Origin of the sequence: Paraburkholderia sp. WS6, from assembly GCF_030464835.1 — a bacterium.
Classification (GTDB): domain Bacteria; phylum Pseudomonadota; class Gammaproteobacteria; order Burkholderiales; family Burkholderiaceae; genus Paraburkholderia; species Paraburkholderia madseniana.
Window position 1 is genome coordinate 36,194 of the sequence record NZ_JALQCK010000028.1, and the last position, 13,896, is coordinate 50,089.

Genomic DNA, 13,896 nt, shown 5'->3' on the forward strand with positions numbered 1-13,896 from the left:
AAGGCCGCTAGTCGGTACGGGAATCGAGGATTTCGAGTTCAGTGGTGTTGAAGCTCGTGCTTGCGAAGTCAGCCACGGAATTGAAAAGCCGAGCGGAAGTTTGAGGAAATTCAGAACGATAACAACCGTCCTCAAAGGATGAGTTTTTGAAACACGAGGGGTGTGAAAGATGAGACATTTTCGAGAAGGTTGGTTCGCAACTTCGACCATATGGATCGTAGTCTGCCGCGGTGCGCGTCTGTTTTCTCTCGTTGTTTTGTGTGCGACAGCAGCTGCATGTGCGGTCGCACCTGGCATGCGCATGACGAAATCTGCGACATTGCCTGTCACAGAGGCAGACAAAAACTCACCCGCAACAGAACTGCCCGTTCCTATAACGGACATCAATCTCTCATTGATTGCTCAACTGCGCGACGCAGCACAAAAGACCGCTAACGAACAGACGCAAAAACTGACAGCTCAGCCAAGCGCGTATACGCTTGGCGTCGGAGACGTATTGCAGATAACCGTTTGGGATCACCCTGAATTCGCGGCTGCGCAACCACCCCAATCACAAGCTCCCACACGAGCGTCTGATCCGATAGCGGGATTTGTCGTCGACGAGAGTGGCAATTTGCAGTTTCCCTTTATAGGTGCGCTTCACGTCGAAGGCGAGCGGATTGAGCAAGTTCAGCGTGATCTGAAAAGAGCTTTAGTGAAGGTGTTCGTAGATCCGCAAGTTACGGTACGGATCGCGTCCTATCGGGCCAAGCAAGTATATGTGGACGGGGAAGTACATACGCCCGGATCGCTTACGCTCAACGATATTCCCATGACATTGTATGAGGCGATCAATCGCGCTGGTGGTTTCAGTCCAACCGCGGATCAGAGTCGCTTGGTTTTGGTACGAAATGGGCGATCGTATCCCCTAAACCTCCCGCAGATGCTGGACAGTGGACAGAGTCCTTCAAACATCATTCTGCAAAGCGGAGATTTGCTCCGTGTAGTTTCTCGTGACGAGAACGGCGTGTTCGTAATGGGCGAGGTGAACAAACCGGCGACCGCGCTACCGATGAGGGATGGTCGCCTGACTCTCAGTGACGCCATCTCACAAGCAGGCAGTTTCAATACCAGCAGCGCCGACGCCGCGCAGCTCTATGTAATTCGCGGGCTTACGGGTACGAGTTCGCAAGTCTTTCACTTAGACGCCCATTCGCCGGTTTCAATGCTTCTTGCAAATCAGTTTGAACTGCAACCGAAGGACATTGTGTATGTCGACGGTAATGGTCTTGTGAGGTTCAATCGCGTGCTGACACTTTTGTTGCCCGCCTTGAATGCTGGGTTGACAGCGGCAATCGTAACTAAATAGATAATATTTTCTAGATCTAAATCAAGTCGGCCGGGGGAATTATGGATGGCGCGAAAATTAGTGTTTTATATCTGGCTTCGCGATCGCCTTACCCGACCGTGGGTGGGCGTGAAAAACTGGTGGCCCAGAGTATTGAATTTCTTGCACGGGATTTCGATCTCCATTTGGTCGTCTTTTGCAAATATGGAGAATCTTTGGATGTAACTCCGTACGCAAATATTCGATGTAAATCGGTCACCGTATTTTATCTTCCGAAATTGCTTTCAATCGTATGGAATATCATGACGAGGGGGGGGTATTCTCTTCAAGAAAATCTGTTCTACTCAAGGGAGAGCGACTTCGGACTGCGTGCAATAGCGAATCGCAGGATTGACGTCGTAATCGCGGACATGCTGCGCACGGGACAGTTTTGTGAAGATCTAAAAATTCCCAAAGTAATCGACCTTGATGATCTCCTGTCTGAAAGATATCGAAAATCCCTAGCTGGAAAAAAACGCCATGCCATTTTTGGGACCTTTTCTGAAAAAATCCCAGCGATACTTTCGCTTGTCGAACCCTATTTAAGGGTAATTCTGCTCAAAAAAGAGGCGAAAAACATGGGGCGGCGAGAACAAGAGGCGACCGTCCGATTTGACGCGGCTCTTCTGACTTCGGAATGGGAGGCAGCGAAACTCCGCGCAAGCTCCGGCAAGACGGAAATATTCGCTAATCCTCAGGCTACCACGATTCCGGCTGTATGTTGGCGGGGTACCCAACCTAACGCCGGAGAAATGAATTGCTTTTTTATCGGAAATCTTAAGACTGCGCAAAACCTGGCCGCTGTTGAATATATTGTCGATGAAATTTTTCCGCTCCTACGCGCCAAGGGAAATACACCAATCCTGCATGCAGTTGGGACTTTTGATGATCGGGTAGAACAAATAGTGGCGTTAGGAAATAGTGTAAATCTTCATGGATTCGTCTCCGACTACATTGAAATTGCTAACTCCTGCCAATTTGCAATGATGCCAATGACAGGTGGAACTGGTGTGAAAACTAAAATACTCGACATCATGGCATTGGGTATGCCAATTGTGACGAACTCCAATGGTGTTGAAGGATTATCTGTTTCGAACAAAAACGAGATTATGATTGGAGACACCCCAGGGGAGCTGGCGGACTACGCGCAAATGCTAGTAAATGACAAGGCGATAACTGAAAGCTTGGCTAAAAATGCGCGAAACTACGTTGCCAAATTCCACGAGCCTGGACGACTGATGGATCAGTATTGCGATCTGATTAGAGGGCTGGCCGATTCCCGGAGAGGATATGTCGACGATTTTGCATAACAGTACGAAACCACGTCCGATGTGATCCAAATAGACTGCCCTCGAAATCCTCGCTGGAAGCCGAACGAAAAATGAAAATACTCTTGGCCAACACTCTCTACGCGCCGAACTTGATAGGTGGGGCGGAGAAGTCAGTGCAGCATCTAGCTGAATCGCTATCCGTTCGAGGGCACGAGGTACTCGTCGTGTCATTAAGTGCAAACGGACTGAACGAAGAATCAACGTTAAACGGCGTGCATCGTACGTTCGTTCGAACTCCGAATTTGTACTATCCGTTCAACCAGCCATGGTACGGGAAAATTACAAAGCCATATTGGCATTTCCTCGATTCATACAATAGAAAAACAGAACTGTTGTTTGATTTCTTGATTGGTTGCAGGCGTCCAGATGTCGTACATACGAATAATCTTCTGGGGTTTTCAACTTCGATCTGGAACGCTGCAAAAAAATACAATATACCCGTTGTTCACACGGTCCGAGATTATTATTTGCTCTGCCCACGTTCAACGATGTTTAAGAACGGGAGTAGGTGCTCCACGGTATGTAAATCGTGTAAGCCATTCGCGCGGAGAAAATGTGCGAACATTCATAATGTAAATGCACTAATTGGAGTCAGCAAGAAAATCGTGCAGTTACATGCTGAATCAATGTCTGAGCTACCCGAAATATGTGATCACGTATACAACGGTATTGACTTATCGAGAAAATTCGAATTCCAGCGGAAGAAAAGCTCTGGAGGAATCAGGTTGGGTTTCCTCGGGAGGATATCACCGGAGAAAGGGCTAGAATTTTTGCTGTTAGCACTTAAGAAACTGACGATCCCCGTGCGGCTATTGGTTGGGGGGGGAATTGATAGCGCAACGGCAAAAAAAATGAGATCGATTGCTTCTAATGTAAATATTGATTTTATGGGATATGTCAAGCCGGAAACAATCTTTCAGGAAGTTGACTATCTTGTCGTGCCTTCGCTTTGGAATGAGCCGTTCTCCCGTGTAATCATTGAAGCTTACGCTTATGGAGTTCCGGTGGTAGCGAGTGATCGCGGTGGCATTGGTGAAATCGTTCGGGATGGGGAGACTGGATATATTTTTGATCCAGAATCCATTGATAGCGCGGTGTCTGCAATATGGAAGGCCTTTAAGGCCCTAGGAAATTGGCAGGATCTTAGCAAAAATTCGTCAGAATACTCCAAGCAGTTTGATCTGAATGTTGCCACAGGTTCGTACCTAAAGATTTATGACGAGGTCATTGGCCGAAGGCGGCGACTTCATAGTCCGGGATCTTTGGTCACGCCATAAATATAATTTACTGAAGATGTTTTCCTGAGTCGTCTTAATTAAATTAAATACTGCAGCTAAAAACTTCATGAATGCGACCTCAAATTTTGTCTTCATTGTCGGAAAATTTCCCGCGACGTCGGAGACATTTGTTCTGGATCACGTCCTGGCGATGAAAAGCGCGGGGAATATCGTGACCGTTATCGCGGAACGAACAGAAAATGAGATCGCTGCGTTGGCGAAGCTGAAGGAATGTGGCCTGGAGAACGTAGTTAAATATTACGACGTACCGAAGAGCCGGTTCAAAAAAATGATTCGCTCAATGGCCGGACTGGTGGTGTTGGGAAAACAGTCACCGATCTCTACCATCCGCCTGCTTGCAGAGGTGTGCTTTTTTGCTCCTCTCTCCTGGAATTATCTGTTGATCGCCCACGCAACTCGAGGCATGGCGCGGAAGAAGGTGACCGTTATCTGTCACTTTGGCCCGAATGGGTTGGTAGGTGCGGCACTTTGTAAGAGCGGGTTCCTTCATGGGCGATTAATTACTATTTTTCATGGGAACGACGTGACAGCCTATATTGCGCTAAAGGGAAGAAACGTCTACCAATATCTTTTCAAAAATGGCGATTGGTTGTTTCCGGTCAGCAGCTATTTTTCTGAACGACTTGGGAGTTTAGGGTGCCCCCCCGGAAAGCTGAAAGTACATCACGTTGGAATTGATTCCGATTCATACATCTTTAGTCCACGGACCCGCTACGAGCGGGAAATCACAATTGTCACGGTGGCCCGCCTGGTAGAAAAAAAGGGCCATGCGTACATGTTGAATGCGATGGATCTGCTAAAAAATCGGGGCATTTTAGCTCGCTATGTGATTGTAGGTGACGGTCCCGAAAGACTGCGCCTCGAGGCACAGGCTAGAGGCATGGACTTGCAAGATAGCGTCGAGTTTCGCGGATCAGCGACGCATTACGAAGTGCGTCAGTGGATGCACGCGTGTGATCTTTTCGTCCTTCCGAGCGTCACGGCAGAAAACGGAGATCAAGAAGGAATTCCGGTTTCTCTAATGGAGGCGATGGCCGTGGGCCGTTTAGTGATCACTACCAGGCACAGCGGTATTCCTGAGTTGGTACGAGACGGCGAAAGTGGCTTTCTAGTTCAAGAAAAAGATGCATTCGGGCTGGCTGAGGCAATTTTACGGTCTCTAGTTCTTACAGCAGAGCAGCGTCAGGAAATATTGCGAGAAGCGAGAAACACGATCGAGCGCGATTTCAACGCATGTTTGCTAAATCGTGAATTCGCCAACTTTGTCGCGAGCGCCGCACTATGAAGCACAAGTTGCTTGATCTTTCGGTTCTAAAGAACATATTTTCGCTAGTCGTTTTACAGGCTGCGAATTACCTATTGCCTCTGATCCAGACGCCGTACCTTGTCCGCGTGCTAGGCGTTGCGGAATTTGGACGAGTTGGATTCGCGCAGGCCATAACGCAGTTCTTCATTGTGTTCGTGGAATTTGGCTTCAATATCACTGCGACAAGAAGGATTGTTATTACGCGTCTTGAATCGCCAGAATCCATGAAGAGAGAATTTTGGACTTTTGTTTATGCAAAAATTTTCTTAGTGATTTTCGCTGCCACATTAATCTTTACTGCCGCAGAATTTAGCTTAAAGATTAGAGAGATTGCCGGTCTGCTTGCGCCATTTTTTCTTTGGATTATTGGGCAAGCGCTAATGCCTCAATGGTATTTCCAAGGGATTGAGAGGATGTCGCTTACCGCTATGTTTACCATATCGGCAAAAACCCTCATTCTGCCTTTAACTTTTGCTTTCGTGAGAGGGCAAACCGATAGTCACATTTATGCGGTCATTTTTGGGTTCGTCAATCTCGCGGCTGGAATGGCTGCTTTGATATGTGCAGCCTTGACGGTTGGGCGGCCGACAAAATTAATTCCGACTGCAATTGTCCACGCTCTTGGTGATGGATTTCCAATCTTCATATCGTCGGTGGCGGTAAATTTATATTCGACCGCAAACACAGTTATTTTGGGTTTTTTCTCGACATCTGTCGAGGTCGGATATTTCGTGGGTGCGGATAAGATGATACGTGCTGCTTTGGGGCTGATATCGCCAATAAACGGCGCGTTATTTCCGCGGATGAATGCGCTAGGGCAGATTTCAAAACGTGCTGCCCGTCAAGGAATTCAGTGGATTTTATTAACTGAGTCGGTGGTTATGCTAATAGTTGCCCTTGGCTTAGCACTGTTTTCGTCGACCGCCGTCATGTTGTTTTTGGGCGAGAAGCTGCTCAAGTCCGCTGAGCTACTTAGGATTATGAGTCCAATGCTAGTTGTAATTTGCGTTAGCAATGTCTTGGGTCCGTTGGGTTTGCTGCCAGCAGGCAAAAAAAAGGCGTACACGTCCATCATCATCAGCTCAGCGATATTTCATATTATTGCGTCGATGATTATCGTGCCACGGTGGCACGCAGCAGGGGCGGCAGTCGTAACGTTACTGACTGAGACATCTGTCGCTCTTTTTATGTGGCTCGCAATGAAACGTTTTTGGCAGAAAACAGAAACTGATCTTTTGATTCAAAATTAATTTTGGAATAACTGATCAATGGAAAATATCAAATATCCTGAGTTAAGCGTAATTATTACGGCCTACAACATGGAGTGCTATGTTGAGGAGTGTCTGGAGTCCGTCCTTTGTCAAATTCCAATTGATGGAACGGTAAAAATTATTTTTGTCGACGACGGCTCAACGGACGAAACGGTACTTATTGCACAGCGGGTGCTTCGGCACTTCCCGGATAATGTGGCCACAATGATTCAACAAAAAAATTGCGGGTTGAGTGCGGCTCGGAACGTGGCTCTGGACAGCGTCGATTCAAATTATCTCACGTTTCTTGATTGTGACGATTTTTGGTTTCCAAGCTACTGGAAGGAGATTATGCCTTTTATTGCTGAGGGGAAAACTGACCTTATTGAATACGACGCAGCATTAGTAGCCGAAGGCGGGACGCCAATCGGTGTTTTAAATATTTGTAGGCACGAAAGTGCGTACGGTACTCTCTGCGACAAAAAGCGGCTGAGTTTTGCGGACCGATTTAAAAATTTCGCGTGGGCTCGAGTATACCGTGCGACGCTGTTCGAGGGCATTCGCTTTCCCGTTGGCCGTAGGTATGAGGATGGCGCAACGATCCCCCACATCTATATAAAGTGCAATTTAGCTAGATCAATCGCACGACCGCTACTCGCCTATCGACAACGGTTTGGCAGCATTACGCGAGAGACGAAACCTTCTGACGTCTTAGATATCTTGGCCTCGGCAGAAGAAGCATTTTCACTATCTTTAAGCGGGAATGCGAAGGGATTTTGGGCATTGATTGGAATTCGACATTTCGTATTCGCCTGTCATATGACGCTTCGAATGCCGCCTAACGTGCGCCGATCGTGTGCGGAGTTTTTGGCGAAATCAGGTCGAAGCGGCTGCAGAACTGATCAGCCGTTAAAAGCACGAGCTAAATTAACGTTTCCGGGATTTTATTTAAAATACCTGGAATTAAAGTTAAAGGCCGTGGCTAATAGAGGTTTGCCGATAGGTGAGAATCAGAGGGTATAGGTGGATTGTACGTTGCGCAATGCTGTGCGCAAGAACAGATGAATTTATATAGTGCGGGGCGTGCCCGCCTGGAAGGACTGAAAATGAGCCAAGTGGATGGCCTTGATCGTGGACTGATTGTCGTTGTCTGCACAGCGAACTTATGCCGCAGTCCGATGGCCGAGAAGGTCATGCGTAAATTGATTGAAGAATGGGGTGTGAATTTTTCGGTCGTTTCGAGAGGGTTGCATTGCGTCTCTGGGAAGCCGGTACACCTGCATGCAGGTGACCTATTGGTTGCAAAGGGTCACAAGGATGTCGATCGGCTGAAGTCAGAGAAAATTAGTCGTAGCGACATGCGTGAGGCCGATTTAGTGCTTGTGATGGAGCGAAATCAGAGAGCGGAATTAATTAATCTTTATCCCGAATCGTCAGGAAAGATTTGGTTGTTGGGGCATTGGATTGGTCGGGAAATACTAGATCCGTATGGGCGAGGAAAAACAGAGTTCACGCGAACGTTGAGCCTTATTGAAGAGGCTTGCGCATCGTGGTGCAAGCCTTTGAAGAACCTAAACGGTTGAAGATCGGGTTCTATTAGGAAATTCATATATTTTTTAGGTTGGAGCGTCATGAAGCGAGACTTGACAAAAATGGACCGGAGCCAACGGCCAGCAGACGACGATTTCGATCTGCTGAACGCTATTAGAAATGTGCGACGACACCGTCGGCTCTTTTTGAGTGTGTTTGCTCTGTGCTTCATACTTGGGGTCGCTTACGTAGTTGTCGCTAAACCTAAATTCAAGGCTAACGCGCTTGTACAAATCGATCAGCAGCAAGGTTCGGCCTTGGGTGCTTTGGCGGATGTAGTCACGGCGTTGCAACTCGGATCAAACTCTGTCGATGGAGAGCTTGACGTGATAACGTCTCGCGCGACGATTTATCCCGCTATTTCGCGATTGGACGCAGACATCAGTATTAAGGTCGACAACCGGTTCCCTATAATTGGCGATCTATTTGCTCGCTATCGTAAGGATGAGGGTGTGGCCACGCCATTGTTTGGCTTAAAGCGCTTCGCATGGGGCGGAGAGCGATTGAAGATTGACGTTTTTAACGTCCCGAGACAACTTCTAGAAGAAAAGTTCTTTGTCACCGTAACTGGTCGGCAGTCTTGGAATCTTACTGACGATAGTGGCAAGGTTTTGGCGTCTGGTAGTACTGGCGAGCCAGTCTCTTTCAAAACTGATAAATCGGGTGCGTCTTACGATTGCTCGATTGTTGTGTCGCAGTTTGAAGGAAACGTCGGAACGCGCTTTGCAGTTCGGAAATTTTCGGCGGCTGCAACCTACGCAAATATTTCAAAGCGATTTACCGCGACGCAGACGACACGAGACTCTTCGACTATCGAAATTACGTACACAGATACCGACCCTGAGTTTGCTGCAGAGTTGGTGAATGCGGTCGCTGCGGAATACGTCAAATTAAATATTGAGCACCGAGCCGAGCAGTCGCGGCTTAGCCTCGCGTTTCTGACAAAGAAATTGCCGGAGATTCGTCAAAAGGTTGACGATTCAGAGCGGAAGCTAAATGAATACCGCATCAAGTCTAGAATGATTGATTTGGACAGTCAGACAGCGGCTTTGCTCGATCGCGCCGCAGACTTGGCTGGTCAACAGGCCACTGCCGATGTGAAGATCGCGGCCCAAACCCAACTGTTTCAGGGACCCCACCCGACGCTGCGCGTTGACGCTGCCCAACAGAAGGAGCTTGCGTCACAGATCGCCGCAACGAACCGCAAAATAGAGGCACTTCCAATGGCTCAGCAAGAGTTTGTTCGGCTGAGTTTGGATGTTGACGTGAACACACGCTTGTACACGGCGCTACTCGAAAATGAGCAGCAACTCGAGGTGGTGGACGCCGGCACAACCGGAAACGTTTTCGTTGCCGAGCATGCCGTGGCGCCTGAAGTTGCTAATTGGCCGCGGATCGAAGTGGTGTTAGGGAGCGCCGCATTGTGTGGATTACTGTTCGCGTTTGTCGCGGTTCAGATTCGAGCCACGGCTTTGGGGACAATTAAGGATCCGTTGGAATTAGATCTTCTGGTTGACCTTCCACTACTAGCAGTGATTCCGGTCAGTCAGACACAGGATCGTATTCGGCGATCGTTTGTGTCAAAGCGAAAACATAACCCTACCTGCCTATTGGCGCATACGCATACAGGTGATCGAGCGGTGGAGGCTTTGAGATCCTTGCGAAGCGCAATGCAACTATCTACGGACTCAGCCGGTAAGACGGTGATACTGTTTACTGGCCCAACCCCGAACGTGGGAAAAACATTCATTTCGGTGAATTTTGCATACTTGCTCGCCGCTTCCGGAAAACGGGTAGTGTTGATTGACGCAGACATGAGGCGTTCAACTGTTGGCAGATACATACCTTTGGAATCGAAGGACGGGTTAGCAGAAGTCCTATCGGGCCGTTCTACTGTGGATAGTGTTGTTCGGAGTCAAGTGCAACCGAATCTCGATGTTATACCGGCGGCGGGTCAACGCCCGAAACACCCAAGCGAATTATTGGAATCATCGAAGTTTGCGGATCTAATTGAGTTTCTCCGGTCGAAATACGATTTCGTCATCATCGACTCTCCTCCGGTACTCCCGGTCAGCGACACGCTTTGGATGTCGCGACATGCCGATGCGGTTGTCGTAGTCTCCCGTGCGGAGATCACAAATCCGCGCCATTTGATTGATGCAATGTCACGGCTTTCCAACGTGAACGCCAAAATGGCTGGTCAAGTGTTCAACGGGTTCGAGCCGCGTCAATCCGGGTATGGTTACAGTTATGGCTACGAATATTATGCCGAAGAACGCTCGTAATAGAGATGCCGCATTATTCAACGCGAATAATCAGTTCGGCGGAAACTTCATGACTGATCGCGCGCTTTCATATATCGCTTATGCTCACCTAGGCATGATCGCAATTGGGGGCGCCGCTCGATATTATCTAGGGTTGGTCGGCCTACTGCCACTGGCATATGCCACCAACGCGTTAGTGGTTGTTGCGGTAGTTCTTTGGCTTGTCATATCCATCGGTTGTTTGCGAATTCAAAAATTCGAATTCGTGATGATCGTAAGCCTGACGCTATCTTTTGGCGTGGCTGTTTGCAGCAATGGAAAGATTATGGCTGTGGTCTTTGGGGTATATCTGTTTACGCCATTCATGTTGGGCGTGTTTTCATCGAGGGAGCTACTTGAGAGATTGATTGACGATTCGCGTTTTATGCTGGCGATATGGGTCATCACACTGATCGGGATATCGTGGGACAAAATAACCGCGGTTCCTTGGTCAGGGTTTGCGTTTGACGTCGGCAACGTGCAGGTTGCGGGAAGCCGCGACTGGTCGTTCGAAGGGGTCCGTCGAGTCGCAGGGTTCGCGAGGTCATCTTTCGACGCCAGCGGATTTTTACTCGTGTCGGCCATCTGCATCCTTTCAAGGAATAGAAAATCCAGTTTATTTTGGATTTTGTGGTTATTCACAGGAATAGGGATTGGGATGACAACCTCCAAGGGGATGCTTCTCGCGTATGCACTGAACTCAGTTGTGTGGTTGTGGATGCGGACAAAGGCGAGAACCTGGCTAGCAATGCTACCCATTGCAGTAGTTTTGGTGTTGATAACAATGCCGATGCTTCCATTGATTACACAATTCGAGCTTATCCGTCCCGGTGATATAAGTTCAAGTGTATTTGGGTCGTTTTTTGTGCGTCTCGTATACACGTGGCCGGAGGCATGGGAGTTACTATTCAAAGCTGGAAATTTCATTTCTGGTGCCGGGGTCGGAAGTATTGGCACGCCGTTGATGCTATTTGATCCTAATTCATATAATTCGGCTGATAACGTATTTGTGTATGGGGTTTTTATTTTCGGAATAGCATGGTTGCCATTTCTGGTGGGATTTTCAATTCGTGCTGCATCGAATGCAAAATACGTTGGTGTTTCGCCGCTTTCAACGCTTTGTTTTCAAATGAGTTTGGCGGTTTTGGTCTATGGGATCACGACGAACGTCGTTGAACTTGGTCCAATGAGCTTGGTATTCGGTGCTCTCTCACGGCGATATTTTTCTACTGATCGAGTGCACTATTCTTATTCCAATAACGTTCTCGGCTTAAGCGAGAGATCTAGTATTTGAATTTCAATCTGAAATCGAGCAACTTATGAAGACAGTGATTGGATGGATGTTTGTATTTGTGGGGCTTCTTAACGTTACATTTGCCTCCGCGGACGGGGCGAGAGTGGAGCGGCGACTAGAAAATCTGAGGATGGTTAATTATTATCGTGCTGACGCGGGCTGGGGCTTTTTTTGGCAGCGCTGGGATGACAAAAAGGTAAATGAAGATTTCGGAAGGCTGCACAAACTGGGATTCAATACCGTAAGAGTTTTCCTGCAGCCGGCAGAAATAGGATTTCCTTCAGTGAGTGATTTGTCGGCCGAAAAGATAAAAAAACTTTTTGCGATTGCAAAAAGAAACGGCTTGAAGGTTCAGTTGACGCTATTCGATCTTTGGGGGGATTTTGACAAAATCGATGATTCTAAAGAATGGGTGCGGCAACTAACTCGGATAATAAATCACCCAGACGAAATTGCTTACATTGATATAAAAAATGAAATTAATGTAAGTGATTCCAAGGCGCAACGCTGGGTAATGGAAGTGCTTCCATACACTAAACATGCATTCGGATCCGTACCGGTTACGTTCTCGCTGGTAGTCGGTGTTACAAGACCCATTGATACGCTCATTAAAAGTGCGTTAGATGCAAAGATTGCCCCTGATCTCTGGGATGTTCATTATTACATGTCGCCTCAAAAGCTGCCTGAGGTGATTAGTGTGATTAGATCTGAAATCAACGACACTCCTCTCTTCTTTGGAGAGGTTGGTGGCTCCAGCATAGGTGCTTCAAACGTATCACTCTCAGATGTTGATTGCAGCGTAAATGGTAATAAGCAAGCTCAGTATGTCACGGATATCGAAAAGGCGCTGCGAAAAGAGCGTTTACCCTATGGTGGTGTATGGGTATATTCAGATTTCTATCCCTCAGCGATTCCGGGCAATTTGGGGGTATCTCGAAAGCCTGCAGAATATTGTTTCGGGCTATTTTTTTCCAATGGCGACGAGAAGCCTCTCGCAGCGGCTATGCATGATATTTTTTCGAAATAGCTTATTGAATGGGTGAATGATGATCGTGCATTGGGTTCTTGGTCCGAAAAACTCGAAGACGACTGGAGTTGGACTATATAGCGAGATGCTGTGCGACTCGCTTTCCAGCAACGCTCATGAGGTTTGCCGATACTATTTCTCTGGCAAGGTCCGCTCGGTCCGGAGATATTTTGATCAGATTTTAGGCATACCGTTGAGGTTGTTCTGTTCGGTTCGACGCGACGATACGGTGGTGTTGTATCAAGAAGATATTGCATTTATGAGCTGGGTTGCGGCTTTGCGAACCAATAAGGTGATCGTCATTGTTCATCACCTTCCGATTTTGGTTGAACATCCGAATCTCATCGATAAAATAAAAAATATTGTGATAAGGGCGAACCTGCTTGCCCTGCGCTCGGGATCAAAGGTGGTTTGCCCGTCAGAAAATACCGCGAAATTATTCAAGAAAACTTATCGGAGCTCGCTGCCCCATGTTGTGCCAAACGCTTTCAAAATAAATTGTGTTGAAAGAGATTCAAATGACAGAGTGGAGGCAAGAAATTTGCTCGCGAAGAATTTGAGGCTCTCTTTAAACGGAAAATTTCTAATTTTAGCGGTGGGGTCGGAGGAGTCGAGGAAAAATTTTGACGTTTTGATAAAGGGCCTCGCCAGCGCGAGCGTGGCAAAGCGGGTGTTTTTCCTCAAGCTCGGGCGACCGATCGACTTAAGAAATCGATCAGTCAATCTGCAACTGAGCGAAGGTGGTGGGTTTGATTTCGCCTTTGTCGATGAGGTCACTGACGACATCTTGCGCTTAGCCTATTCGTCAGCAGATTTGTTCGTAACGTCATCGCTTCTGGAAGGCTTTGGACGGACACCTATCGAGGCTCAATCATACGGCGCACCCATTTGCGCGAGTAAAATTGACATTTTCGACGAGACAATGGGCAATACGTATTATCCGGTAGAGTCGCCAGAGCGTCCGGAGAGTTGGGCTGCTGCTGTGGAAAGGTTGGAGAGCGATTCGAAACTCAGATTCGATTTGTCGATGATGGGTTCAGAGAATTCGAGGCGCTATGATATCTCGAGAGTCGGACTTGATTTCTTGGGTGTAATTAGTGGTCTCGAATAAAAATGAGGGGATGGATAACT

At 47.7% G+C, this 13,896-nt stretch carries 11 protein-coding genes; all 11 read left to right on the forward strand.

Annotation, left to right across the window (positions count from 1 at the left end; all coding sequences use genetic code 11):
• Window positions 1-169 precede the first annotated feature (169 nt).
• Window positions 170-1,348, forward strand: a complete 1,179-nt coding sequence (locus M0D64_RS28445; RefSeq protein WP_266260185.1) for a polysaccharide biosynthesis/export family protein — start codon at window positions 170-172, stop codon at window positions 1,346-1,348.
• 41 nt (window positions 1,349-1,389) lie between these two features.
• The gene (locus M0D64_RS28450; protein ID WP_266260186.1) at window positions 1,390-2,676 is read left to right on the forward strand and encodes a glycosyltransferase; all 1,287 of its coding nucleotides are present in this window, start codon (window positions 1,390-1,392) and stop codon (window positions 2,674-2,676) included.
• Between the two features lie 71 nt (window positions 2,677-2,747).
• A complete protein-coding gene (locus M0D64_RS28455) occupies window positions 2,748-3,974 on the forward strand; it encodes a glycosyltransferase family 4 protein (protein WP_266260187.1) in 1,227 nt (408 codons plus the stop codon).
• 67 nt (window positions 3,975-4,041) lie between these two features.
• Window positions 4,042-5,280: a glycosyltransferase gene (locus tag M0D64_RS28460; protein WP_266260188.1), complete on the forward strand. Its 1,239-nt coding sequence runs from the start codon at window positions 4,042-4,044 to the stop codon at window positions 5,278-5,280.
• Entirely contained in the window at window positions 5,277-6,551 is a 1,275-nt protein-coding gene (locus M0D64_RS28465; protein ID WP_266260189.1) for a flippase, read from the forward strand. The genes M0D64_RS28460 and M0D64_RS28465 overlap by 4 nt, the downstream gene beginning before the upstream one ends.
• Before the next feature lie 18 nt (window positions 6,552-6,569).
• Entirely contained in the window at window positions 6,570-7,574 is a 1,005-nt protein-coding gene (locus M0D64_RS28470; RefSeq protein WP_266260191.1) for a glycosyltransferase family 2 protein, read from the forward strand.
• 83 nt (window positions 7,575-7,657) lie between these two features.
• The gene (locus M0D64_RS28475) at window positions 7,658-8,134 is read left to right on the forward strand and encodes a low molecular weight protein-tyrosine-phosphatase (RefSeq protein ID WP_266260193.1); all 477 of its coding nucleotides are present in this window, start codon (window positions 7,658-7,660) and stop codon (window positions 8,132-8,134) included.
• Window positions 8,135-8,182: 48 nt separating this feature from the next.
• Window positions 8,183-10,426, forward strand: coding sequence for a polysaccharide biosynthesis tyrosine autokinase (locus M0D64_RS28480; protein ID WP_266260194.1), 2,244 nt, complete (start codon window positions 8,183-8,185; stop codon window positions 10,424-10,426).
• Window positions 10,392-11,738 (forward strand): hypothetical protein, encoded by a 1,347-nt coding sequence (locus tag M0D64_RS28485; protein ID WP_266260195.1) that lies wholly within the window; start codon window positions 10,392-10,394, stop codon window positions 11,736-11,738. The genes M0D64_RS28480 and M0D64_RS28485 overlap by 35 nt, the downstream gene beginning before the upstream one ends.
• Window positions 11,739-11,763: 25 nt before the next feature.
• The gene (locus tag M0D64_RS28490; RefSeq protein WP_266260197.1) at window positions 11,764-12,765 is read left to right on the forward strand and encodes a hypothetical protein; all 1,002 of its coding nucleotides are present in this window, start codon (window positions 11,764-11,766) and stop codon (window positions 12,763-12,765) included.
• 16 nt (window positions 12,766-12,781) lie between these two features.
• The gene (locus M0D64_RS28495) at window positions 12,782-13,876 is read left to right on the forward strand and encodes a glycosyltransferase (protein ID WP_266260198.1); all 1,095 of its coding nucleotides are present in this window, start codon (window positions 12,782-12,784) and stop codon (window positions 13,874-13,876) included.
• Window positions 13,877-13,896 lie beyond the last annotated feature (20 nt).